Annotated in this window: 15 protein-coding genes and 1 other annotated feature; of the genes, 3 read left to right on the top strand and 12 right to left on the bottom strand. The window is 57.0% G+C overall.

Annotated elements, in window-relative coordinates; all coding sequences use genetic code 11:
• Positions 1 to 57 precede the first annotated feature (57 nt).
• The 3 genes from PV433_RS22020 to PV433_RS22010 all read right to left on the bottom strand — a co-directional run bounded on the left by PV433_RS22020 (position 58) and on the right by PV433_RS22010 (position 2,619).
• Positions 58 to 570 (bottom strand): deoxycytidylate deaminase, encoded by a 513-nt coding sequence (locus tag PV433_RS22020; protein ID WP_190929499.1) that lies wholly within the window; start codon positions 568 to 570, stop codon positions 58 to 60.
• A gap of 16 nt (positions 571 to 586) precedes the next feature.
• Positions 587 to 1,879, bottom strand: a complete 1,293-nt coding sequence (locus tag PV433_RS22015; RefSeq protein WP_332074198.1) for a homocysteine synthase — start codon at positions 1,877 to 1,879, stop codon at positions 587 to 589.
• Between the two features lie 170 nt (positions 1,880 to 2,049).
• Complete coding sequence (locus tag PV433_RS22010) at positions 2,050 to 2,619, bottom strand: ComEA family DNA-binding protein (protein WP_332074197.1); 570 nt, start codon at positions 2,617 to 2,619, stop codon at positions 2,050 to 2,052.
• A gap of 207 nt (positions 2,620 to 2,826) precedes the next feature.
• Between PV433_RS22010 and comER the strand changes: the two genes are divergently transcribed.
• Entirely contained in the window at positions 2,827 to 3,660 is an 834-nt protein-coding gene (gene comER / locus PV433_RS22005; RefSeq protein ID WP_332074196.1) for a late competence protein ComER, read from the top strand.
• 86 nt (positions 3,661 to 3,746) lie between these two features.
• Here comER and leuS read toward each other — a convergent pair whose 3' ends face one another.
• The 5 genes from leuS to fabF form a co-directional block, all read right to left on the bottom strand.
• A complete protein-coding gene (gene leuS / locus PV433_RS22000) occupies positions 3,747 to 6,209 on the bottom strand; it encodes a leucine--tRNA ligase (protein ID WP_332074195.1) in 2,463 nt (820 codons plus the stop codon).
• A 238-nt stretch (positions 6,210 to 6,447) separates the two neighbouring features.
• Positions 6,448 to 6,712, bottom strand: a binding site (T-box leader).
• Positions 6,713 to 6,917: 205 nt separating this feature from the next.
• Positions 6,918 to 12,179 carry an OmpL47-type beta-barrel domain-containing protein gene (locus PV433_RS21995; RefSeq protein ID WP_332074194.1) on the bottom strand — a complete coding sequence of 1,754 codons (5,262 nt, stop codon included), beginning with the start codon at positions 12,177 to 12,179 and terminating at the stop codon, positions 6,918 to 6,920.
• 112 nt (positions 12,180 to 12,291) lie between these two features.
• Positions 12,292 to 13,641, bottom strand: a complete 1,350-nt coding sequence (locus PV433_RS21990; protein WP_332074193.1) for an ABC transporter substrate-binding protein — start codon at positions 13,639 to 13,641, stop codon at positions 12,292 to 12,294.
• A gap of 1,004 nt (positions 13,642 to 14,645) precedes the next feature.
• The gene (locus PV433_RS21985) at positions 14,646 to 15,053 is read right to left on the bottom strand and encodes a DUF3898 domain-containing protein (RefSeq protein WP_332074355.1); all 408 of its coding nucleotides are present in this window, start codon (positions 15,051 to 15,053) and stop codon (positions 14,646 to 14,648) included.
• A gap of 17 nt (positions 15,054 to 15,070) precedes the next feature.
• Positions 15,071 to 16,315, bottom strand: a complete 1,245-nt coding sequence (gene fabF, locus PV433_RS21980; protein WP_332074192.1) for a beta-ketoacyl-ACP synthase II — start codon at positions 16,313 to 16,315, stop codon at positions 15,071 to 15,073.
• Between the two features lie 156 nt (positions 16,316 to 16,471).
• Here fabF and PV433_RS21975 point away from each other — a divergent pair, with 156 nt between their 5' ends.
• Positions 16,472 to 17,317, top strand: coding sequence for a helix-turn-helix transcriptional regulator (locus tag PV433_RS21975; RefSeq protein ID WP_332074191.1), 846 nt, complete (start codon positions 16,472 to 16,474; stop codon positions 17,315 to 17,317).
• A 22-nt stretch (positions 17,318 to 17,339) separates the two neighbouring features.
• Here PV433_RS21975 and PV433_RS21970 read toward each other — a convergent pair whose 3' ends face one another.
• On the bottom strand, positions 17,340 to 19,271 hold the full coding sequence (locus PV433_RS21970) for a right-handed parallel beta-helix repeat-containing protein (protein WP_332074190.1): 1,932 nt from the start codon (positions 19,269 to 19,271) through the stop codon (positions 17,340 to 17,342).
• A 75-nt stretch (positions 19,272 to 19,346) separates the two neighbouring features.
• A complete protein-coding gene (locus tag PV433_RS21965) occupies positions 19,347 to 20,711 on the bottom strand; it encodes an ABC transporter substrate-binding protein (RefSeq protein ID WP_332074189.1) in 1,365 nt (454 codons plus the stop codon).
• Between the two features lie 145 nt (positions 20,712 to 20,856).
• On the opposite strand from PV433_RS21965, the gene PV433_RS21960 reads away from it, so the two are divergent.
• On the top strand, positions 20,857 to 21,762 hold the full coding sequence (locus tag PV433_RS21960) for a helix-turn-helix domain-containing protein (protein ID WP_332074188.1): 906 nt from the start codon (positions 20,857 to 20,859) through the stop codon (positions 21,760 to 21,762).
• A 96-nt stretch (positions 21,763 to 21,858) separates the two neighbouring features.
• Here the strand turns inward: PV433_RS21960 and PV433_RS21955 are convergent, their stop codons facing one another.
• Together PV433_RS21955 and glgA are read right to left on the bottom strand one after the other, a co-directional pair.
• Positions 21,859 to 23,187, bottom strand: a complete 1,329-nt coding sequence (locus tag PV433_RS21955) for an ABC transporter substrate-binding protein (RefSeq protein ID WP_332074187.1) — start codon at positions 23,185 to 23,187, stop codon at positions 21,859 to 21,861.
• Positions 23,188 to 24,217: 1,030 nt separating this feature from the next.
• Positions 24,218 to 25,648 carry a glycogen synthase GlgA gene (gene glgA / locus PV433_RS21950; protein ID WP_332074186.1) on the bottom strand — a complete coding sequence of 477 codons (1,431 nt, stop codon included), beginning with the start codon at positions 25,646 to 25,648 and terminating at the stop codon, positions 24,218 to 24,220.
• Positions 25,649 to 25,650: the final 2 nt, after the last annotated feature.

Below are 25,650 nucleotides of genomic sequence, written 5' to 3'. Positions count from 1 at the left end.
AAAAAGCACCCCTTCTCAGTCAAACCGAAGGAGGTGCTTCCTCTCAATTCGTATCCGTTAATTCGTCACTTCGTCGATAATGCCCGGCGGCGGCGTATAGTCGGCCAATTGCCGGAAGCGGATACCTCTCGTTACCATCATCTCCGTCACTTTTTCCCGGTCTTTCGGATATGGACGGTGATACACGATCTCGACGATCCCGCTGTTCGCGAGCATATTGGCGCATGTCCAGCAGGGCTGGTCGGTGACGTATACCGTCGAGCCTTCGCGGTCGTGACGGTCGGTGAACAGCAGCAGATTTTGCTCCGCATGAATCGTCCGGATGCACCGCTGCTTCTTCACCATCTCCTCGCGTCCGTCAACGACCTTCACTTCATACTCCTCGACCAGCATACAGCCGGCCTCCGAGCAGTCAGGTACTCCCATCGGTGCGCCGTTATAGGCGGAGCCGAGAAGCTTTTTGCCTTGGACCAGCACGCTGCCTACGCGTCTACGGCTGCATTGCGAACGGGTGGATGCCATATAAGCGATATCCATGAAGTAGGTGTCCCAGTCTTTGCGTCTGCTCATCGCCCGGCGCCTCCGATCAGGCTTGGCTGGCGCGAATCGCCTGATCCAGATCGTACAAAATATCGTCGATATTTTCTGTACCGATAGACAGACGAATCATACCCGGCGTTACACCCGTAGATAGCAGCTTTTCGCCTTCCAGCTGGCTGTGCGTCGTGCTCGCCGGATGGATGATCAGCGACTTGGAATCGCCGACGTTGGCCAGGTGCGAGAACAGCTTGACGTTGTTGATCACTTTCTGTCCGGCTTCCACGCCGCCCTTGATGCCGAACGTCAGGATCGCGCCTTGGCCTTTCGGCAAATATTTGGATACTAAGCCGTACGACGGATGGCTCTCGAGGCCCGTATAGCTGACCCAGTCGACAGCCGGATGCTTCTCCAGGAATTTAGCGACGGCAAGCGCATTCGAGCTGTGGCGCTCCATCCGCAGGTGAAGCGTCTCCAGCCCTTGCAGGAGCAGGAACGAGTTGAATGGCGAGATCGTCGCACCGATATCCCGTGCCAGCTGTACGCGCGCCTTAATGATGTAAGAAATCGGTCCTACCGCATCCCAATATACAACGCCATTGTAGCTTGGATCCGGCTCGGTGAGGCCCGGGAACTTGCCGCTTTCCTTCCAGTTGAAATTGCCGCCGTCGACGATAACGCCGCCGATCGAAGTGCCGTGTCCGCCGATAAACTTCGTCGCCGAGTGAACGACGATATCCGCTCCGTGCTCGATCGGGCGAAGCAGGTACGGGCTCGGGAACGTATTGTCTATGATAAGAGGAATGCCGTTTTCGTGAGCCACTTTAGCGACTGCTTCGATGTCGAGAATGTCGCCCTTCGGATTGCCGATCGATTCGGCAAAAACCGCTTTTGTCTTCGGCGTAATCGCCTTGCGGAAGTTTTCCGGATCGCTCGGATCGACGAATTTTACGTTAATGCCGAGCTTAGGCAAGGTGATCGCGAACAGGTTGTACGTGCCGCCGTACAGGCTGCTGGCGGAGACGATCTCGTCGCCCGCTCCGGCGATGTTGATAATCGCATACGTGATAGCGGCTTGTCCGGAAGAAGTCGACAAGGCGCCGACTCCGCCTTCCAAGGCTGCGATCCGCTTCTCGAATACGTCCGAAGTCGGATTCATCAGACGGGTGTAGATGTTGCCGAACTCTTTAAGGGCAAACAGGTTGGCCGCGTGATCGGTGTCACGGAAGCCGTACGAGGTTGTCTGATAAATCGGAACCGCGCGGGATAGTGTCGTCGGATCGATTTCCTGGCCGGCATGGACGGCCAGCGTTTCCAGAGCAAGCTTGCGTTGTTCAGTCATGGGAAAACGGTTCCTCCTTTAGATTTCCGGTAGTAGAGGTTGTTCAAAAAGTCCACTTTTGATCACGAAGCCGATCAGGAAGCCTGCCCGACAGGACTTTTTGAACTCGCACTAATAGTAAACGTCCATATTGTCTCATATTTTTGGTCAAATGGAAAGGACATGCAGGATTAATTACCTATATGAATACGAGGTTTTAACTGTTCGAACGTTTTCTCGCCGATTCCTTTTACTTTCATCAGTTCTTCCAGGGATTTGAACCCGCCGCCGGCCGTTCGGTAGTCGATGATCGCCTTCGCCTTGGACGGACCGATTCCGGGCAGCTGCTGCAGCTCGGCGGCCGACGCCCGGTTGATGTCGATCGTACCCTCGGGGGACGTGGTTACGGAAACCGTCGGCGTCGCAGGTTCAGTCCCGCCGCCTCTGCCTGTATCGGCTCCGCCGCCCGAAGCTGCGGGGCCGCCGAGAGTGCCTGTACCTGAGTGCCCGGCCGCAGAGCCGCTTCCGTCTGCCTGCGCCTTTCCTCCCCCCGGCTCCGGAGCCGTTCCGGCGGGCTGCCGCTCTCCGTCTACCGCGGCAAACAAAGCGAGCAGCTCCGCGCCGCGTACGGTCCAGCCCGCTCCATGCATTCCGCGTCCTTGCGCGACCGTATCCGCAGTCCACAGCAGCAGCGCCAGGATCGACCATACCGCCGCAACGGCGTAAAACGACTGGTTTCTGTTTGTCGCACGCTTGTTCATGCAACAGCTCCTCTCCGATCTCAAACGGATTCGAAATCGTCCCGAACGAGACGCATAATGCCAACACCTCGCGCATACACATAGAAAAATAGTATAGATGTCTGTATGCCGGGCCGCCTTCTTTAGCAGAAATGCCGAAACCCGGTTTTCATTGTGGAAACGTGCCTTTTTACCCGAAATGTCTACTTCTCCGGGAGGGATATCGCCATGAAGGTTGGTTTTATCGGAACGGGCAGCATGGGAACCGTTCTAATCGAATCGTTTATCCGATCCGGGGCGATCCGGCCGTCTGCCGTCGTTGCGGCAAACCGATCGCACGAGAAAGCGGTGCGGCTGGCCGCGCGTTACCCCGGACTGACGGCCGCCGGATCGAACGGCGAGGTCGCCGCAGCTTGCGATCTCGTATTTCTCTGCGTCAGGCCGCTCTCCTTCAAATCGGTTATCGACGAAATCAAACCCTATATAACGGCTGACCAGATCGTAATCTCCATCACCAGCCCTGTGCTGCTCAAGCATCTGGAATCCGCTCTGCCCTGCAAAGTCGCCAAAGTGATACCCAGCATCACGAATGAAGTGCAAAGCGGAGCGGCTTTATGCATATACGGGGAACGGATGAACGGAGAAGACCGCGCCTCACTCGAAAGGCTGCTCAGCCCGATCAGCAAGCCGATTCGTGTAGCCGAATCGTATACCCGCGTCACCTCGGACATTTCCAGCTGCGGACCGGCCTTTCTCGCCTATTTCGTGCAAAAGCTGATCGACGCCGCGGTCCAGGTGGCCGGCATGCCCCGGGAAGAAGCGACCCGGCTCGCCTCCGAGACGCTGCTCGGCACCGGCAAGCTGCTGAACGAGGGCGGCTATACGCCGGAATCGCTCAGGCAGCGGGTAGCGGTTCCCGGCGGCATCATCGAAGCGGGACTCGAGCTGATGGAACGGGAGCTGGAGAAGACTTTCGTCAGACTGCTGCAAGCGACCCATGCCAAATACGACGAAGACGTCGAGAAGATCGATCAACTATTCTTCGGCAGCATCATAGACTAAACGGCCGGCCCAACGCCTGACGGAACTGCTTGTTCCCTGGCGAAGGCCGGCCGTTCGTTTCACGATCCCGTCCCTATGCTATGAGGTTAGCCGACAACGATGTTGACGAGCTTGCCTTTCACGGCAATTACTTTGCGTACCGTTTTGCCGTTTGTCGCTTCTTTTACTTTATCAAGGCCAAATGCGATTTCCTGCATCGCCGCCTCGTCGATCCCGCTCGCGATTTTGACGCGGTCGGCGATCTTGCCGTTGACTTGAACGACGATTTCGACCTCGTCGTCGACCGTCAGCGCTTCGTCGTAAGCCGGCCACTCGGCGTACGTAATCGATTCGTTATGACCGAGACGCTCCCACAGCTCTTCCGCAAGATGCGGCGCGATCGGCGACAGCATCTGCACGAAATGGTTCATCGCTTCCGCCGGCAGCGACTCCGCCTTGTACGCTTCGTTGACGAAGATCATCAACTGGCTGATCGCGGTGTTGAAGCGCAGCGCATCGTAATCCTCAGTTACTTTCTTGATCGTCCGGTGCCACGTGCGGTTGAACGCCTCGCTTCCCGCACCGCCGATTTTCGAATTCAGGCTGCCGTCCTCGTTTACGAACAAACGCCAGATCCGGTTCAGGAACCGGTACGCGCCTTCCACCCCGTTCGTGTTCCAAGGCTTCGTTGCTTCCAGGGGTCCCATGAACATCTCATACAGACGGAGCGTATCCGCGCCGTATTGGCCGACGATATCGTCCGGATTAACGACGTTGCCGCGCGACTTGCTCATTTTCTCCATATTCTCGCCGAGGATCATCCCCTGGTTGACGAGCTTGTAGAACGGCTCCTTCGTCGCGACGACGCCCAGGTCGTACAATACTTTATGCCAGAAGCGGGCGTACAGCAGATGAAGCACCGCGTGCTCCGCACCGCCGATATACAGATCGACCGGCAGCCATTCCTTCTGCTTATCCGGCGAACACAACTGCTCGCTGTTGTGCGGGTCGATAAACCGCAAATAATACCAGCAGCTTCCCGCCCATTGCGGCATCGTGTTCGTCTCGCGCTTCGCCGGTTTGCCCGTCTCCGGATCGATCGTGTTCACCCAATCGGTGACGTTCGCCAGCGGCGATTCTCCTGTACCGGACGGACGGATCTCATCCACTTCCGGCAGCAGCAGCGGCAATTGATCTTCCGGCACCGGCTTCATCGTGCCGTCTTCCAGATGCAGAATCGGGATCGGCTCGCCCCAGTAACGCTGGCGGCTGAACAGCCAGTCGCGCAGACGGTACGTCACTTTGCCTTGTCCTTTGCCTTCGGCCTCCAGCCATCCGATCATCTTGGCGATCGCCTGCTCGTTGTCCAGGCCGTCGAGCAGACCGGAGTTCACATGCGCGCCGTCGCCGGCGAACGCTTCCTTCGATACGTCGCCGCCCTGCACGACCTCGATGACCGGCAGCCCGTACTGCTTGGCAAACTCCCAGTCGCGCTGGTCATGTCCCGGAACGGCCATAATCGCACCGGTACCGTAGCCGCCGAGCACATAATCGGCGATCCAAACCGGCACCTTGGCTCCGTTCACCGGATTGATCGCATACGCGCCCGTGAAGACGCCGGTTTTTTCCTTCGCCAGATCGGTGCGCTCCAGATCACTCTTCGTCGCCGCTTTGTCCTGGTAAGCTTTGACCGCCGCAGACTGATCCGCAGTCATAATCGCAGCGACCAGCTCATGCTCAGGAGCAAGCACACAGTAGGTGGCTCCGAACAGCGTATCCGGACGCGTCGTGAACACCGTCAGGCTGCGGCCCGCATGACCGTCGATCTCGAAAACTACCTCGGCTCCGGTCGACTTGCCGATCCAGTTGCGCTGCATATCCTTGATGCTTTCCGACCAGTCGAGCTCTTCGAGATCCTCGAGCAGCCGTTCGGCGTATTCGGTAATTTTGAGCACCCATTGGCGCATCGGCTTGCGGATGACCGGATGGTTGCCGCGTTCGCTGAGCCCGTCGATGACTTCCTCGTTCGCCAGCACCGTACCGAGCGCCGGACACCAGTTCACCGGCACTTCCGCTACATAGGCAAGCCCTTTTTTGTACAATTGTATGAAAATCCACTGCGTCCATTTGTAATAATCCGGATCGGTCGTGCTGAGCTCGCGGTCCCAGTCGTACGAGAAGCCGAGCGACTTAATCTGCCGGCGGAAGTTGTCGATATTAACGAACGTAATGTCGCGCGGGTGTTTGCCCGTATCGAGTGCATGCTGCTCGGCAGGAAGACCGAACGCGTCCCAGCCCATCGGATGGAGCACGTTGTACCCTCTCATCCGCTTGTAGCGGGAGACGATATCCGTCGCCGTATACCCTTCCGGATGACCGACGTGCAGCCCGGCCCCGGACGGGTAAGGGAACATGTCGAGCGCGTAAAACTTCGGCTTTTGCGTATTTTCGAGCACCTTGAACGTTTTGTTGCGATCCCAGTACTGCTGCCATTTCGGTTCGACCGCAAGCGGGTTGTAGCCTTGCGTTCCGGTTGGCGTTTGGTTGGACGTTTCGTTGATTTGCGTCATCAGCGCTTCCTCCTTGAGATGCTTCATTGTGACCGTTTCCGGCCCGGTTATGCAGGCGGCGCAGGGTGGTTCCGCTCCGTTTCTCGGCTTGCGGCGGTTATGAATTGTTTGGAAACGCAGACCAAGTTTGGAACTCCCCCGGAAATGAAGTACATAACGCTCTTATTTCCCGCGTATGCCCTACCTGCCGCTGCTCCGGCTTAAACAAACCAAAAAACCTCCCGTCACTAGCGTTATCGCTAGGGACGAGAGGTTGTAATTCCCGTGGTACCACCCTAGTTGACCTCTGCCGTACTTCGGCAGTTGCCCACTCTCCCCCTTAACGCGGGGATACGTTCCGGCTTTCCTTCCCGCCGCACCCTTGTTACGGGGAACTGCGCGATCCGGGTTATGCCGTCGGCTCCGAGGCGAGTTCGTTCATCCCATTTGCCGGCTTGCACCTCTAGCACCGGCTCTCTGCGCAAAATGAGAATCAAACTACTGCTCCTCTTCCATGCCTGTAATCGATATGGAACTTTCAAATATTATAAAAGCAATCGCGAGCGAAGTCAAGCAATCCGAGCTATTTGATCTATCCGAACTATTCGAACTATCCGAGCTATCCGAACTATCTGAGCATTCCGAGCAATCCGGCTATTCGAGCTATTCGAGCTATCCGGACTACCGGATTCGCCCCTTTTCTGGTCTTAGGCTCCGCCCAACTTGTACTTACCGCCTGTAAGGCCCCGCTTTAACCACTTTCACGGAGTACGTCTTACGGGTCGTGCCGTCCTCGGCCGTAACCTGAATCGTGACTTGATTCGCCCCGGTCTTCAACGCAGCGGGCATACTCGCGGTTCCGTTCGGGACGACCGCGTAGCCGCCGTCGTTGACCTTCACGCGGATCACCACTTCGCCGGATTGCGCCGCAGGCGTTACGGTAATGTGCTGGACCTGCCGCCCGACGTGGACGGTATAGTTCGTGTCCTGCGGTTTGAACCCGGCCACCTTTTTATCCAGAATCCGAATCCCGCTTAAATTCGCGTTGCTGCTTACAGGCTCGGAGAAACGAAACCGGTTGGAGCGCACCTCCGCCTGATTGCCCAGCTTGTCGGTTGCCCGGATATGAAGATACCAGTCGCCCGACCGTAACAGCTTGCGAATCGTCCTGCCGTTGTTCACTTTCTTCCACCCGGCAGCCGGAGCGTTCTCGTCCCGTGTCCAGGCGTAAGACAGGCTTGATGGCATCACCCCGCTGCCCGGATCGGTCACATTCACTTTTATGGAAGCAAGACGGGTGGACAGCTCGCTGCCGTTCGGGGTCAGCTCGACGGACGGCGCCGTACGGTCGATCCGGATGATCAGCTCGTTCACGAGCCCGTTCCCCGCCTCGTCCTCGGCCCGGAACCGGATCGAATGAATCCCGTCTTCATGGAACACCGGCGGGCTGGAAGCGATATAAGGCTGCCACGACAACCCTTGATCGAGCGAATAAGTGACGGACGTTACCCGCAGTCCTTGCTGATGCTCCGCATACACGGCTGCCGTTACGCTTTGACGGGTCCATTCGCCGCTGTTGTACGGCGTGCCGTCGGCTTGCCGGAGCAGCGCGTGCACCGCCAGTCCGTTCGTGGAAATTTTGATCGTCCGCCGCTCCAGCGCTACATTCCCGGCTTCGTCGACCGCCCGTACGGCCAGCTCGAAAATCCCGTTCGGATCGAAGCGGACCGGCTCGCCGTATACGCTCCATGTAACGCCGCCGTCCCGCGAAACTTCCAGAGAAGCGAGTCCGCTAAGCTCATCCTGTGCATACACATGGGCGGTGACGCTTTGGTTCGTCCACGTATCGTTTGCGTAGGGACGGCCGTCGCCCGTTGTCAGCGAAACCGTTATTTCCGGAGAGTTACGGTCTTGCGGCTCCGTAGGCATCACGGTGACGAGGTTTTGCACCCACTCGGCGGGATAAGCGAGCTGATGCCATTTCTCCACCTTCACTTTGTCCCCAAGCTCGCCCCGTATCGATTGGCCGCCGGCCGCCCGTCCTTTCCAATTGTTGAATATATACACGCCGTCGTAACCCGCCTCGTATAATTGGTGCGCCCGCTCCATATACTGCTGCTTGCTCACCTGCTCGTGACCGGTCGCGACCCGGATGCCGCGCTTGATCAGCTCTTCCTGCTGCCGGGTCAGATCGCTTCCGGAGAGCGTTCCGTTAATGTTGCCGTACAGCTCGATCCCCGTTCCCTCGGTCAGCTGCCTGAACGCCTCCAGCTCCGGAAAAAAGTTCTCGTGGCCGATATTGCTGACGACAAGACGATCGATCAAATCTTCCTGAACCCAAGCCTCGATGTCCAGACCGTTCTGGAAATAGACGTCATAAGGGATGCGTACCGATATTTGGCTGCCCGCCAGCTGCTGGCGCACATCGCGCATAAAGCCGGTCATCACGTCCGCCTTGAACTGGTTCCATCGGGTCTGGCCGGCCGGCGTCGTCTCGTCTTGAGGTTTTACGCCATATTGCTGGAAGTAAGGATCGGTCAGAACGGGATCAAAGCCAAGCACGTAAGGATATCGGCTGTAATCGAGCTCAACGCCCTTCACCAGCTTCCGGCCGTCCCCGCCGGTTACTGAAGCGGATTCCTTCAGCACGTCGATCACGAACTGCCTGAACTCCGGGTACGCATAGCTCATCCGGATATCCGAAGTTCCGTCGCTTTTCCGCTGCAAATATCCTTTCCCGGCAAATTCGTCGTACCGCGCCCCGTTCAGCCATGGATACGAATTCTGGTTGTAAAAAGCGCTCATCCGCAAGGAAGCGAACGCGTCCATACCGAGTTCATCCGCCCGGTTCGCCACGATCGCTAGCGGATCTTTTCCCGCGTCGATGTAACCGAGCACGACGTCCCGGACCCGCTTATCCCCGTCGCGCATCAATGTCTGCTCTTGCTGCGGAGTCAGATTCGCATACGGGCGGCCCGCCGCTTCGCTGTCCCGCAAAATCAGCATCGTCGTGCCAAGCGTCCAATAGAGGGAGTTCACGTCCTGATCCTCGAAAAAATTGACCGCATTGTTCAGCAAGCTCTGCTCCGTATCGTACTGGCCGGAAAAGTAGTCGCTGTAGCCGTCGTTGTTATAAATGACCCGTTTGCCCGCCGTTCCTTCGTCGGGCTTCGTATACAGCGCGATCTCCTCCGGAGTGAGCGCCTTCAGCTTCACATACGCAATTCTCGCCTGCTTGCCGGATATCGGAGACAACGACACCGTACCGCCGCTGAAGTTCGAGGCAAGCGCGAACAGCTCCGTTACCGCCTTGCTGCCGTAGGGCTCTGCCGTCGTTACGCCGTCCAGAACGATCGCCCGGGAGACGGTGCCGTCCGACACGGCGAACCCTTCCGTTCCGGTCACATAACCGACATATACGCCGTACCAGCCGTCCAGTCCCACCGGCAGCCCCAGCGTCCCGGCCTCGCCCGTGCTCTCGATCGCCAGACCGCCGCCGGGGAGCCCCTCGTACTGGTAACTCGCCAGCTTCCAGCCGGCCTGCCACGGCAGCTTGCCGGCAGCGTCCTCGGCTTGGTCCATATCCGTGTATACATACACCTCGCCGGGCTCCGCCTCCGCCTCTTCGCCTGGCATCAGCAGCGAGACGGACGGATAAACGTCCAGCTTTTGCACAGCTTCACTCTTTACCTGGTTGCCGTCCTTTAATTTCAGCTTCAAATCCATCCAGCCGGTCTGCCCGCCGGCGGCGAGCGTAAGCGGCACCGTATGGTCGTTTACAGCTTGCACGGCCTGCATCACGACCTGTCCGTCCTGCACCAGCTCGGCCTCAACCGTCAGCCTGTTCGTAGAAAACCATAACGGATCGGCGTCGAAGATCGAGACAGAAGCCGATATTTCCGCCGAATCCGACGTCGGCAGCACCGTTACGCCTGCGATAAGCGGCTGAAACTCGCTCCATTCCGGTTGCCTGTTTTTGCTCAGCTTGATCCGGTCGAGATACACCGCAGTCTCCCCGGCTGCTCCCGACGCCCGATTGACGAATGTGACTCCATCCGGCCCTTGCGCCGGCACGCCTGCTCCGGTCCAGACGCCGAGCTTGCTTCCGTTGCGCGTCACGAATAATCGGCCGTGCAAATCGTAGGCGATCCCCCAGTTGTCATAATACGTATCGGATAGGAGAGCCGTCTGAATCCGATCGTACTCCCCGTCCCCTTTGCCTACGTACAAATTGCTGCCGCCGTTGAATACGAGCTTGTATAACTTTCCGCCCGCAACGATTTCAGCGTGAAATCCCGGTTCGGCGGACGATGGTTCCGGCTGCACGAGCGAAGCGATCCTCGCGTCGAATTCGAGCGCCCACGGCCCCGCCCCGATATCGGCTTCCTGCGACAGCCGGGCTTCGCCTGCTGCGGACGAATCGGCATAAGATAAATACCGTCCTTCTTCTACGGTTTCCATTCCTTCGACCGAGCCGTTCGTTTGTCCATGATCGGTAAAATACGCTCCGGCAGCGGGAGGATCGGCCGTCCAGCCGGCCGCCTGGAATCCGGACGCATCGTCCTCGATCAGCAGATCGGGGTCGCCGATCGCCATCTTATACAGCTTCACATAGTCGAGATACATTTCGTTCGTCCCCGACACCCAGTTAAGCGGCACGTTCGCGATCTGAACCCGGTCGGAGATGCCCGCTGCGGACGTCGCAGGCTGCACGAAGGTCGCGACCACGGTTCCGTCCAGCTTGACAAATACCGTATCGGAACCGTTGAATACGATTTCCCATTTGTGAAGCGCATCGTCCTGCGGCATCTGCACCTGTTTCCGGGTCGAAGCGCTGGCCATAATTTTATCCGTATCGTTAAACGTAATCTTGTATCTTTTCTCGGCGGCATAAATGTCAAAATAGATTCCTCGGTCCGCATCGTTGGCGGAAGGCTTCATCAGATCGACGAACCGGGCGGAAAACTCCAGCGTCCACGGTCCGGGGCCGATCGGCACGGTTTTCAGCAATCGTACGTATTTCCCTTGGGCGCTCGCTTGCTGATCCCCGTAAAACAAATACTGGCCTTCGGGAACCGCTTTCATTTGGATGCCGTTCGGGTTGCCCAGCGAGTTACCGCCATCGGTTATGTACAATCCTTGGAGTGGTGCGAGCGATCTGGACCAGCCGGCGGTGCCCAGCGACGATGCGTCGTCGTTGAGTAACAGGTCGGTCGGGACCGATTGTCCGCGCGAATACATATTCAAGGAATCGATGTACACCTCGTTCGTACCGGATAACCAGTTCAGCGGAACGTTTAATAAAACGAGCTCGTCCTCACGCCCCGATACGGGGAACCCGATATTGGCGAAGCTTGCGACCTGCTGGCCGTCCAGCTTTACCGTCACCGTGTAGTTGCCGTCGTAAGCGATCTCCCACAGATGAAAGGCGTCGTCTTCCGGCATCTCCGCTTCCTGCTGGAGATACGCACCCGACGCATTCGTCATCGCGAGAATTTTATTCGTATCGTTAAACGTAATTTTGTACTCTTTGCCGGCTGCGAAAATCTCAAAGCTGATCCCGCGGTAGACGGGGAATTGGCCCGGCTTCATCAGATCGACGAATTTGGCCGAGAACTCCAGCATCCATGCGCCCGGACCGATCGGCATCTTTTTGGATATCGTGGTGTAACGCGATGCAGCGCTAGCCGTCTGATCGCCGTACAGGAGGTATTGCCCCGGCTGTACCGGCTTCGTCGGGGTTTGGTTCGGATTGCCCAGCGAATGGGAAGAGTCGATGATGTATATGCCCGCTTCCGGCGGAATTCTTCGGCTCCATCCCGCAGCCTGCAGGCTGGAGCCGTCGTCGGCGAATCGTAATTCGCTTCCTTCGGGCGGCGCGGCCGCCGCGGTGTTTCCGTTTCCGCCAGATGTGACGACAGGCAGCATCTCCGTGAGGAGGAAGACGATGATCAGCAGGCTGATCGTTTTGCGCCAATGGGTATAGAACATGCGGGCACCTCGATTCCTAATTTTAAGATCCGGCATCGATACAGAAGAAAGGACAGGCGACTGTACATAAGCCCCTGTCCTCGAGTCCCCTCTTCCGTTTTATTGTCCTGGCTTATTTTTTCGCCGCTTTCAGCTCTTCGATCTTTTTGTTGGCCGCTTCGGTTCCTTCGCGGAATGCTGTATTGATATCCGCTGTGCCCGATACGACTTTCCTGAATATGTTGTACAGCTCGTTCTGGGCGCTGGCCGTATATTCCGAGAACGGCTCCGCCGGTACCGGCGAAAATTGTTTCGGCAGTAGAGCGCCGACATTTTTGCCTTTGTAAAACGCCGAATCCTGTCCGAACAGCTTCACGCTTGATTTGTCACTAAGGACCGGCAGCAAGCTCCCTTGCTTCGCGGCCGCCGTCTGGAATTCCGCCGAGGTCAGATAAGCCATCGCCTCGAAGGCCGCCTCCTTATGCTTGCTCGTATTAAACATCGAGATGATGAACGGATAGGGCTGGGAGCCGACGCCGGGCCTCTCTTTCATCGACGGGAACGATGTAAAATCCCAGTTGTTGCCGAGTCCCGCAAGCGTTTCTTCGCCAAGCAGCGTACCGCCTGGCTCAAGCATCGCGACGGTTTGCTCTTTGAGGAACAGCTGCACGCTGGTATCATGCACTTTCTGATCGTTTCCGTAGCCGGGGAGCTCGAAGATCCGGAAAATGTCTTTCAGGTAATTTTTAAATTCGCTCGTATCAAAGGCAACCTTTTCTCCCGTGTTGTCGAACAGCTTCTGCGAAACTTGATTCAATCTCATCAAATGGACGTACGAAGCCAGAAAGCCGCGGTACTGGACTCCGTTATCGTTGCGGGTCAGCTTCTTGGACATTTCGTACATGTCGTCCCATGTCATCCCGTCCTTCGGGTAAGCGACGCCGAATTTATCGAAAATCGTTTTGTTGTAGTAGAGCACATTTGGCGCCATATAAATCGGAAGGCTGAAAATTTCGTTTTTGGTCGACAGGCTGCGGACAACTCCGAGCGCGGCCGGGTCCAATTGATTCAGGTCGTAATTGTATTGTTTGATGAGCGGAGTCAAATCAAATTGCGATTCGTATTTCCGGATCGTCGTTTCAAAGCCCGGACCCGGGGTTGTCATTATCAGATCCGGCAGCGTCCCGCTCACCACCATCTCCTCGAGCTGCTTCCCGTTTTTGTAACCGATCGCTTTCACCTTAATATGCGGATATTTTTTCGTGACCGGTTCGGCAAACACTTTCGCCGTCTGTTCTTCCGTCCACGTTCCGTTGTAATGGAAGATCGAGATTTCGACAGGCTCCTTCGGCTTGGGCTGCACATTTTCCTTGACGTCTCCGGAATTGCCCGGATTGGCCGGAGCACTCTGCCCTCCGCACGCTGCCAGCGAAGAAACGGCAACAATAGCTGCAAGACCCGATATAACACGCTGCTTGAACATAAACGAAAACCCTCCCGGTATGATTAATATGCTTTCTGTTCATAAGGGGCCTTCTCGGCAAGAGTCGGCATCCGTTACTGCGGTAAAACCCCCTGAGTCTAATAAGAGAACGCAACTTCTGATCCGCGCAAGCCCTGAATCGCCGCCCAAGCGGGTTCAGGCGTTTGCTTCCGGTATGACCTGAGCCGGGGTTCGTTCACCTCCTCTCCATAATTTCTCTGCCGCTGTTCTGGGGGGGAACGCTCTTTTCCCGAACGGCCTATTTGAGCTCTCGCCGGTTGTTCGTTTATTGGCTTGCGAACTCTCGAGACTACGCAAAATGTAAGCGTTATCATTTCCTTGAAAAATAGCCTTTCTGCGGATAAGCATCCCATTTGCAGAGCTTGCCAGCGGCGTTGCAGGCGTAGTAAAGGTCCCGACAGTAAGCCGGTTCCAAAGCGATGATGCCGATCTCTAGCTGCGTTTACGGGTTCATGCCAAAAGCGGAGGTTGTGAGGCGAATCGATGACGGTCCGTTGGGGTGTGCCCGAGCCGTTGGCCCAGACTTCCCTGAAAGGCTTCGTTGAACTTTGATACTATGGTATGACCACTTCTCTGAGATAAAGTTTTGAACGATTATAATATGTACGATGGTCATACCATAATACGTTGCTACTTGCTATCATATACGTTTCTGAAAGGAACGTCAATACACTTGTTGCAATAAATCTATCTGCCCGTTCGTCGCCGTTTCCGTCAAGCGTTCGGTAGAGAAAACGAAGCGAAAATTGCGGACGATCCAACAAGAGCGGTAGGTCGGTATACCGTTCTTCTTGCATGTCTTCCGGATCACCGTAATCGGCTGGAGACGGTACCCCCTTCTTCTTCTCGCTGCAGAAGCAAAAAGTTGGCGGTCTTCAAAATCAAATGCCTGCCAACAAGCAGGAAGCCACATCGAAATACCGGCTGGACGAGCAAATTCCTGCGCAAAGGCAGGAATTTGTCCCCAAACAGATCAAAACCGCTCACCAAGGAACTTCGTCGTCGCCCACCGGCGGGAGCGGGGACGCGGGGCGGACCGACTTGTCGATCAGCTTGCGCGCGACGTCCTCGAACGATTCGGGATGAAGCAGCTCGACCGGTGAGAAGCCTTTCTCAAACTGGAACGTGCTGCCTTCGATCAGCAGCACGTAACGGCCGTTCAGCTCGGCCACGTGAACGGATTCGCCATAGTCAGCCAGCTTCGCGCGGACCGTAACGCCGTCCAGCTTAAACTTCAGATCGACCTCCGGCTGCTGCTCCACGATGCGCATCGCCAGGGCCGTCCCGATCGCCTGAACCTCAACTTTATCAAAAATGCGTTCGTCTTGGAACACCCCGGCCGTAGGTTTCGGCCCTCCCCCAAATCGGCCCGCTCCGGCATCGGCTGTCACACGCAAAGCTTGCCTGCTTATAACTCGTATTTGCGGATCGCGATAACCGCATTATGCCCGCCGAAGCCGAACGAATTCGACAGGCCGACCCGAACCTCGCAAGCCCTCGCCCGGTTCGGCACGTAATCGAGATCGCATTCCGGGTCCGGACGATCCAGATTCAGAGTCGGCGGAATGATTCCGTCCTGAATCATTTTCACCAATGCGACCGCTTCGACGCCTCCCGCCGCACCGAGCATATGGCCGAGCATCGATTTGTTCGCGGTTACCGGAATCCGTCCGGCTTCGGTGCCGAACAGCCGCTTGATCGCTCTCGTCTCGGACAGGTCCCCGAGCGGCGTGCTCGTCGCGTGGGCGCTGACCACATCGACTTCCTCCGGACGCAACTCCGCGTCCGCAAGCGTCTCCCGCATCGCCCGGAAAGCGCCGTCGCCGTCCGGATCGGTCGCCACGACGTGATAGGCGTCGGAGCTGGAGCCGTATCCGACGACCTCGGCGTGAATTCGCGCACCTCGCCGTATCGCATGATCCAGCGACTCCAGCACGAGCACGCCGGCCCCCTCAGACGCTACGAACCCGTCACGCTCCGCGTCGAACGGCCGGCTGGCCCGTTCCGGCTCTTCGTTCCGCGTCGACATGGCCGTCGCGTTGCCGAAGCCGGCCAGCGCCAAATCAATGATCGTCGCCTCCGATCCGCCGGCGATAACGGCGTCCGCTCCCCCGCGGCGAATGAGATGGAACGCTTCGCCGATCGCGTTATTGCCGGTCGCGCATGCCGTTACCGGGGCCAGCACCGGTCCCTTCAGCCCGTACAGGATGCTGACCTGCGCGGCCGCCATGTTCGCAATCATCATCGGCACGACCGACGGACTCACTCTTCCCGGCCCCCGCTCGAGCAGCGTCCGGTAATTGTCCAGCATCGTCCGGATTCCTCCGATTCCGGAGCCGATATACACCCCGATCCTTTCCTTGTCGGCCGACTCCAGCGGCATCGCCGAATCGTCGAGCGCCTGCTTCGCGGCCGCTACCGCGAATTGGACGAACCGGTCCATCCGGCGCGCTTCCTTCCGGCCAATCGCTTCGTCGGCATCAAAATCGCGGATGACTCCGGCAATTCTCGTCTTGTAGACAGAGACGTCAAACGTATCGATTGCGGAAATGGCCGACTTGCCGGCCAGCATCGCCGACCACATCGAATCCACCGTAAGTCCGAGCGGTGTGATGACGCCCATTCCCGTTATAACTACCCGATTGTTGTTCATTCGCACTCATTCCTTCCTGAGTAGGACCGGACGGCATAGCTACGAGCTGCCGCACGCCTTCTATCCATAGGATGTCACAGGATTTATCCTATTACAAGTTATAGGTTATCCTAGTATAATGAATGCTAGGATAACCTATACACGGGAGGCACAGCTATGAACCGCGACCAAAGACTTCAGGCGTTGTCCGAATTTTTGACGACACACCGCGCCAGACTTCAGCCGCAATCGGCCGGATTGCCTACGGGAGGCCGGAGAAGAACGCCGGGGCTTAGGCGGGAGGAAGTGGCGCAGATCGCCGGCGTCAGCACGACCTGGTACACATGGCTCGAGCAGGGACGAGACATTAAAATGTCCGCGCAAGTGCTTGACCGGATCGCTTTCGCCCTGCAATTCAACGAGGAAGAACGCAAATATTTGCATATGCTCGCCTTGGAGCAGCCGGCTGCGGCACCCCCTCCCGAACCCGAGTCGGGACTGCCGCCCGCGCTTAGCCAAATCGTCGGTCAGCTTCGCTACTGTCCTACGATCGTCTCTGACCGCAAATGCAACATCGTCGGCTGGAACCGGGCCGCCGCGGCCGTCTTTATGGATTTCGAGCAGGTGCCGCCCGGGGAACGCAACCTGATCTGGCTGCTGTTCACCCGCAAGGAGCTGCGCGCTCTGGCGGTGAACTGGGACGATTTCGTGCGGGGTTTTCTGGCCATATTCCGCTACTATTACGGCCAATACGTAGGCGACAAATGGTATGCCGATTTTATCGAGAGGCTGAGCGGGCAGAACGGGGAGTTTCGCAGGTTATGGGACATTAACGACGTCAGCTCCGCTCCGGAGGTGTTCATCGAATTTCGTCACGCGAAGGCGGGCAAAATGCTGTTCGACCTTACGTCCATGCAGGTGCAGGGACGTACTGATTTGCGCTGCAGCGTGTATACGCCGTCGGTCGGGTCCGATACGGAATCGAAGATGAAACGGCTGATGAGCCGGCTCGGCGAGGAATAACCCCCGCCGCGGCCGGCTCTTGTCAATATCCGTGCACGGTGACATAAAACCCGGAATCGGTGGCGGCGCCTTGGACGTCCGTGACGTGCACCTTGAATCCGCCAGACATGACCGAGGACACCGAGGCGGCAAGGCCCGCCCCGTTTTTTGCCGTAATCTGAGGGACAACCGTCTGATTCCCGGAGAGCGCCTCCTTTAATGTAATCTCTACTTCACCGACCGCCGTCCGGAGGGCGGCAGCGATTCCTTTCCCCGCCAGAATGGAAGCTCCGGACGGAGTAAGCTCAATGTTCGCGTATGCGTGCGGAGTCAGAAAATAGGAACCGCCCGCTTCGTTTCCTGCCGTATTCACCTTGGCATTCATCACCCCCGAGAACACGTTGTCCCGGCCCACCTTCACCCCGAAGCCCGGGTCCGGAGTCTGCAGCGATACGCCCGCGCTCATCGTTACCTGATTCCGGTTGCGGATCGTATTGCCTTCCACCGTCCCCGTAGCCCGCTTCGTCTGGACGATGACTCCGTAAGCAACGTTATAGCCGGTCAGCTCCACATTGTCGATCACATTGCCGGTGAACGTAAAATCGATCACCGTATTAAACAAGGTCAGAGCAGCCCGCAGACAGTCGGTAAACACGTTGCCCGTTACAGAAACCGATGCAAAGTTCGATACGCTGACCGCCCCGTCGGTCGCATTCCCCCCATATCCGGCAATATAGTTGCCGCAAACCGTCAGATTGCGTCCGATCAGATCGTCCGAGGAGTCATGTCCGTAAGCAGTAACCGCCGCCCGCCGATACGGTGAATCGCCGTCCCATACTAACGTGTTGCCGTTCACCGTCAGATCCCGCCCCGGCGCTTTGCCGTGCACATCGTGAATGCCGCCTTTGTCGATGCCGATCGCAATATAGCAATTGCGAACCGTATTGCCGATGAAGCGGATATTGACGCCTCCGTGCGTATCGAGCCCCTTCCACGTCGAGCACAGTTCGACATGGTTGAAGATGATGTCCACGTCGCGGGACGGCCGACCTACCGACAGATTCGGGTCCGGAACGGAAGAGCTCCCGTACAGGCGCGTCGCTGTAATGCCGTATACGTTGTAATTCGGTTTCGCGCCGTCATATCCCGGTGATAACCGGCTTACGGTATTGGCATAAATATGGGCGCTCACTACCCCGTACATCCGGATGCCGTCGCGGCCGCAGCGGCGAATCCTGTTGTGAGCGGCGGTAAAATCGTCGATCTGATCGGCGATGACCGCGGACTGGCCGAACCCTTCGATTCTGCAATTTCGGATCGTTATATGACGGCTCACATCGGTCAACGCCTGCATCTGGGCCGGCGGATAACCGAGCACCTGGCGCTGATACCACCGTCCGCGGATATCAATGCCGATATTTTCGGCATAAGAGGCGTTCCACAGCGCGCTGTCCACATCGCCGTTCACCCAGTCCGGCACGCCGGTCCCATACCACGGTCCGCGAATATCGAAGCCGTCGATCGTAATGTTCTCACTGCCCGGAGCGACCGCAAATGCTGCATGTTTGCCTGTATTGGGCTGTACGATTACAACCTCGCCGCAGGCGAGTACCGTCGTATTGGAGCGGACGACCGGCGTTCCGCCGCTCAGCGTATAGACGCCGGGACCGAATAAAATCGTCTTGCCTTCCGCCGCGTCGAGCGAAGCTTGCACGGCCTCGTACGTAAATCCGGATACGAAGACGCGGCAGCCGTCGCCGCAATCGGAAAGCTCCGCCCCTCCCTCCGGATGTCCGTTTCCTTTTCCGTTTCCATTCCCATGACCAAGCCTGTTGCCGATCGTTCCCGCCTGACCGTATACCGTATCCGCGACTGAAGCGCCTCCGGCCATCGTCGCGCCGAGACCGAGCGACAAGCCGGCCATCCCGATTCCGGCCAGCACCGCCCTTCGGCTCATCCCCTGCTGCTGATCCATGGAGCTCTCCCGCCTTTCGTATCCGGGCATTTAATCAGCCCTATTGAGGTTCGCCACCGTCTTTTATCGCCGTTGTTACTTCCTTTTCGCATCGATCGCCTTCTGAGCCGCTTCCTCCGCCTGTCGCAGCCCGGTGTTCAGGTCGACCTTGCCGGTATGCATCAGTACGCCGTGATTCCGGTAGATGGTCGTCACCTCGCCGTCGTACATCGTCTTCGGCGCAACCGGAGCGAGCTTTTTGGCAAAAATCGCCTGCAGATTCTTATCCTTGAACGGCGATAACTCGCCAATCCGCGCCTGAACGCCGCGGTCCTTAAGCACCGGCATAATCGCCTTTTGCGCCAGCTCGGTTTGAAATGGCTCGGAGATCATATACTTCAGCACCTCGGCGGCGGCGTCCTTGTTTTTGGACGTCTTCACGATCCCGAAGTAGGTTGGATACGAAACCGAGCCGGTATCCGGAGTATCCGGAAATGAAGGGAGCGCAGCCATATCCCAATCAAGCGTTTTCAACTGATCGATCCAGACATAGATCAGGCTCGACAAGTACGGAAACATCGCCGTGTTTTTCTCCGTCACAAAGCTGTTCAGATCCGGGGTTTTGTTCGTTTTGGCCGTGTATGCCTGATAAAGCGTGTCTTGGGCGAACGGCAGAAAAAACGTTTGGTAAAACAATTTCCAGCGCGGATCGGTATTAACGGTAGGCTTGCTCGTAGCCGGATCTACATTCGGGATCGAAAGCGGATTCAGCCGGACGGTGTGGACGGTACTCTGACCGAACCCGAAATACGAAACGCCGCTTTCCTCGCGGGTCAGCTTGGCCGACAGCTGCAGCGTCTGCTCCCACGTCATGCCGTCGTTAGGGTACGGGACGCCGAATTTGTCAAAGATCGTTTTGTTGTAATAAAGAACGAAGTTGTTGTTGTATACCGGCAGCCCGTACAGCTTGCCGCCCGAAGCCTGCCTTACCGCGTCCAATATCGTCGGCTCGATCGCGCTAAGGTCGATGGCGTGCTTCCGCACCAGCTCGCTCATGTCATAGGCCAGATCGTAGGGCAAAACGACATCCTCGAAATTGCCGATCGAGCTGTAAAAAATATCGAAGTTTACGCCGGCCGCAATCGATTCCGCGACGTCTTTGCCGCTGGGTTTCTCTACGAATGTAATCGCGTAATCGGGAAATTTTTTACGCAGCGCGTCCCCGATCCGGTAATCGAAATTGGCGGTCGTATCGCCGAGCTGCGTAAAAAACGCGACCTCCTTTGGCCCGCCAGGCGTCTGTGCCGTTTGACCCGTATTGCCGGAATCGAGGGCCGCCTTCCCCCCTTTGCTCCCGGCCGCTTCGCTTCCCGTCTGTCCCCCGCTGCAGCCGCTCAGTACCGCTGCTGCGATCGCCACCGCCCCGAGACTGTTCAACCCGTTCCATCCGTTCCTCCTCATACGTTTTTCCCCCTTCTGCATTGATAAAACCGCGCTGCGGCTCTATAATGGCTAGCAAGAAAAGGTTAACTCACGCGTGAGGCTTGGCGATAGAACAGCTTTTGTTCAATTTCTATCCAATTTTGTTAGGGGAGGCGAACGAGCGATGAACCACGACGCGTACGACGAACCGATCCGGTATATGAACAATGTACTGTGCATTCACATTTGGCAAGTCGTCAAAACGTATACGCACGTCAACTGGAATCCTCGCTGGCATTACCATAAACAGCTGGAATTTTTATACATGCAGGAAGGCAGCATGGAAATCCGCGTGCAAGATCAGCTATACCGGCTGGACCCGGGCGACGTGTTCGTGGTGGGCTCTATGCAGCCTCATATCACACGGAAAACAGACGAGAACAAACTCGCCTATCTCGTGCTTCATTTCGACCTCCAGCCTTACTTTGACCCGGCACTGCTTATGCATTTCCGGTATTTTTCCGAAATCGACCGGCCCCTCTGCTCGCTGAACGGCCAAATTAAACAAAAAGAGGAGATGAGAGCCGAGCTTACCCGGACTATCCTTCTCCTCTTTCAAGAGTTGGAACGGAAATCGATCGGTTACGAAATCGCCGCCAGTTTGCAGGTCCGGCAGTTGCTGCTGACTCTGCTGCGGCATGACGACAGCTTCCGTCATGCGGCGGTGCCCTACGAACAGGCGAACGCTCCTTCGCTGCGCCCCGTGCTCGATTACGTCAACCTCCGGCTGTCCGAGAAAATTCAGATGTCCGAGGTTAGCGCTATGATGAACATGAGCTATCATTACTTCTCCAAATATTTCAAAAAGGTGATGGGCCTGTCGTTCGTCGACTACATCAACGTGCAGCGGATCCGCAAAGCCGAGCGGCTTCTGCTCACCGAGGACATCGGCATTACGGAAATATCGGAGCGGATCGGTATCGCGAACACCGCTCATTTCTACGAGTTGTTTAAGCGGATCAACCGCTGTACCCCGCGCGAATATATGCGCAGACTCGTCCCTGAACGTACAATCGGCGATTCGTCCTGACCACCCTTCTCTACCGCAGCGCGCCGAAACGCGTCTCGGCCATACCGGTCCGGTAGCCGCGCGGCGAGCGCACCGAATCCGTTTTCCGTTTACCGTTTACGGCACGACAATTTCCTTGTTCGCCTTCTCTTCGGCGTTGCGCAGCGCCGTATTGATGTCGGTGGCGTCGATCACGACACTTTTGGTCACTTCCCCGATCAGCAGGGCGTTGATTTTCGCGTCATATTTGGACGCATCCGGAAGCGGCGAAGGCGAGACTTTAAAGATCGACTGCAAGTTTTTCCCTTTATAAATCTCGCTTTCCTCGCCGTATACTTTACGGATCTCGCTATTCGTCAGAATCGAGAGACGGCCGGCTTTGCTAAGCTTCGTCTGCACCCCTTCACTGATCAGACTGAGCAGCACTTGATAAGCCGCTTCCTTGTGCTTGCCCGACTTGTTGACGACCGCCATGTGGTAATCGACCTCTTTGCCGAGACCCGGCTTGTCGCTGTAGCCCGGATGTGCGACGATATCCCATTTGAACGCGTCCTTCGTCTCCGCCCTGGTGAAAAACGTGATGATCGCCGACACCCAGTTCGGATACATCGCCATCCGCTGCTCCTTGAAAAACAGGTCGACCGAGTGGCTGTATTTCCCGCCTTCCACGTACCCGGGAATTGTATAAAACTGCTTCAGCATCGAGAACACCTGGGCATGCTTGTCGGTAGTGAGCACCGATTTGTTTTTCGACTTGTCGAATACCGGCACGCCGTACTGCCAGTACAATTGTCTCAGATCGGGCGGCATAATGCCGATATAGTTCGTGCCTCCGTCGACGCGGGTTAATTTTTTGCCGAGCTCCAGAGCTTCTTCGTATGTCATGACTTCCTTCGGATAGGCGATGCCGAACTTGTCGAATATATCTTTGTTGTACACCATCGCGCCATAATTCATCGCGAACGGCATTCCGTAAAACGCCTTCTGGTCGCCGAGCCGCTCTGTTTGCTGAACGACCGCCTGTTCCATCGAGCTGAGATTCACTTTGTGCGTTTTGATCATTTGCGTCAAATCTTCGGGGATATCGGCCTCGAGCACGGTGCCCAGTCCGGCGTTGCTGACCAGCACGATGTCGGGGGGCGTTCCCGCCGCCAGAAGCTTATCCAGCGTCTCACGGGTTTGCACGAGAGTAATTTGGGGGTATTTGGCCTTGAGCGGTTCGACGAAAAACTTCTGAAACTGCTCGTCGGTCGTGCCCGAGTTGATATCCTGAATGAGCAGCTCGGCAGGGCCTCCCTTGTATTCGCTTACATTTGTTTCAACGGGATTGCTTGCTGCCGGAGCCGCCTGTTCCGGCTCCTTCTCCTGCCCTTGACTGCACGCAGCAGCCAAAGCTCCCGCCACCGCAACGGACAACGCCACTGATGCAAAACGTAATCTGATCATCCGAATCCCCCTACTTTCGATTTTGATGAACACGCTTACATTTCATGAAAAAACAAATATACGGGTACATTGTTACATACCCTCCGCCTCCATGCTTGCCATTTACTTGCATCCGCTGGACATTTTATGAGGTATCGGCCGACCGGGTCGCCTCCTTCCCAATCGTGCCGCGTCTCGACCGGACAAGCGGCGGGATGCGGCTTGCGGGCTGATCAGCCAGCGGATAAGCCTGTCCGCGCCTGCTGGAAAACAACTATGAAAAGGGCTGTCCAGGAAGGATTCTCCTGACAGGGGGATGTCTCCACTTTTAAACGAACGGACTTCAATTTCCACGATAAGTGGAGACTGAAGTCCTTTTTCTTGAGGAAAACCGGTTCCACGAGGATGTTTCAAAAAGCCCACTTTTGATCACGAAGCCGATCAGGAAGCCTGCTCGACATCGAATATGGAATTCAGCCGGAACTTTCGGTGCTCACAAAAGCTCCCACTACGCTCCGCTCCGCTCCTCATTTCCTTGCTTCATCCCATCTTCTCGGTGCTGAAAACCGGAATTTTTGAACTCGCACTTGAAGTGAGCCTCGCGAAATCGTGAAAAACTTTAATCGTGAAAAACTTTGGAGACAGCTCCTTCGGTCTTGGTCTTCAAACCCATACGACAGCCCGTCGGAAGGAAAAGGGTTCGACTCCAACCGCCGTTCAAGTCGTGCTGTCTTCATCCGGTGGTATGGCTAACGAACCCAACATTCGTTATCGGAGCCGAATGCGGACGTTTGAATTTGTAACGAACTCTTGTAATGTTATTCCCCGCAAATTGGATCGTTTTTTTCCGCTTTCGGTTCGATAACGATACCTGGATTCGTTAAGTCTGCACTAACGTCGCTTTTCAGCCATAAGCACGCTACGATTCGTTAGTAATCGATCGAACCTGATTATACGTTCTCTAACGTCAAGTAAGGGAACCCCGTCCCTTCCCTTCACTGGCACGGTAAAGAACCTAAACGTTCTGGTAGATGGACAAAGACCAGCCAGCCTATCCCTTCAACAACTCCCGGTACAGCTCCGCATAACGTCCGGCAGACGTTTCCCAGCCGATGTCCGACAACTCCCCGTTGCGCACGATCCGCTCCCATGCTTCCCGGTCCCGGTAAAACGACAGCGCCCGCCGCACCGTATACGCCAAATCGTGGGCGGCCGCCGGCCCGAAGCTGAAGCCGTTCCCTTCTCCGGTATATTCGTTGAAGGACTGTACCGTATCGCGCAGCCCCCCGGTTTCCCGTACGATCGGCACCGTTCCATAACGCAGCGAGATCAGTTGACTGAGCCCGCACGGCTCGAACAGCGACGGCATCAGAAACAGGTCCGAACCGGCATAGATCCGCCGCGCCAGCCCTTCGTCAAAGCGAAGCCGCACGGCCAGCCGGCCCGGGTAGGCAGCGGCCCCATCGAGCAGCATCCGCTCATAGCGGGCATCGCCGGAGCCGAGTACGGCAAGCTGCACATCCTCGGCCATCAGAGCGGGCAGCGCCTCGCCGATCAGCTCAAGCCCCTTCTGGGCGACCAGCCGGGAGACGATGCCGATGACGGGGACCTCTTCGTCCGGCTCAAGTCCCAGCTCCTGCTGGAGCGGCCGCTTATTGAGCCGCTTGCCGCCGGACGAGCGCGAATACGGCGCAGCCAGGTGCGGATCGCCGGCGGGATCGTAACTGCTTGTATCTATGCCATTGACGATGCCGGTCAAATCTCCGGCCCGCTGCCGGAGCAGTCCGTCCAGCCTTTCCCCGTATTCGGAGCTCTGAATTTCCGCCGCATAGGAAGGACTGACGGTCGTCAGCTTGTCCGCGTAGCGGATCCCCGCTTTCATGCAGCTTCCCGCACCGTAAAACTCCAAGCCGTCCTGTCCGAACATGTCGTCTCCGGCCCCGAGCAGATCCTGCAGAAGCTCTCGTCCGAACACGCCCTGATAATGCAGATTATGAATCGTAAACACGGTACGGATGCTGCGGAACTGCGGAAGATACGAATACCGGGTGCGCAGCAGAAAGGGCACAAGACCGGTTTGCCAGTCGTGGCAGTGGAGCACGTCCGGCAGCCGGTCGCACCTTGCCATCGCCTCCAGAACCGCCATGCTGAAAAAAACGAATCGTTCCGCTTCGTCTCCATAACCGTACAGCTGGTCGCGCTTGAAATAGGTCTCGTTATCGATCAGTAGAAACCGCACTCCGTCCACAGTTAGCTCCTCCAGCCCGCAATAGACGGAACGCCAGCCGAGCGACACGCGGAAATGTCCGTGCGGGACACTGGACGCCTTATAGGAAGCCGGAATCGCCCCGTATTTCGGCAGTACGACCGTGACGTCGATCCCGAGCGAGCCCAGCGCTTTGGGCAGCGCCCCCGCAACGTCGGCCAGCCCTCCCGTCTTCACGAGCGGCGCCGCCTCCGAGGCTACGAACCAGACGTTCATGG

The organism is Paenibacillus sp. GYB004 (genome assembly GCF_036577605.1).
Taxonomy (GTDB): domain Bacteria; phylum Bacillota; class Bacilli; order Paenibacillales; family NBRC-103111; genus Paenibacillus_AB; species Paenibacillus_AB oceani.
Note: the sequence above shows the minus strand (reverse complement) of the source record. Positions and strands in the feature narration are given on the sequence as shown.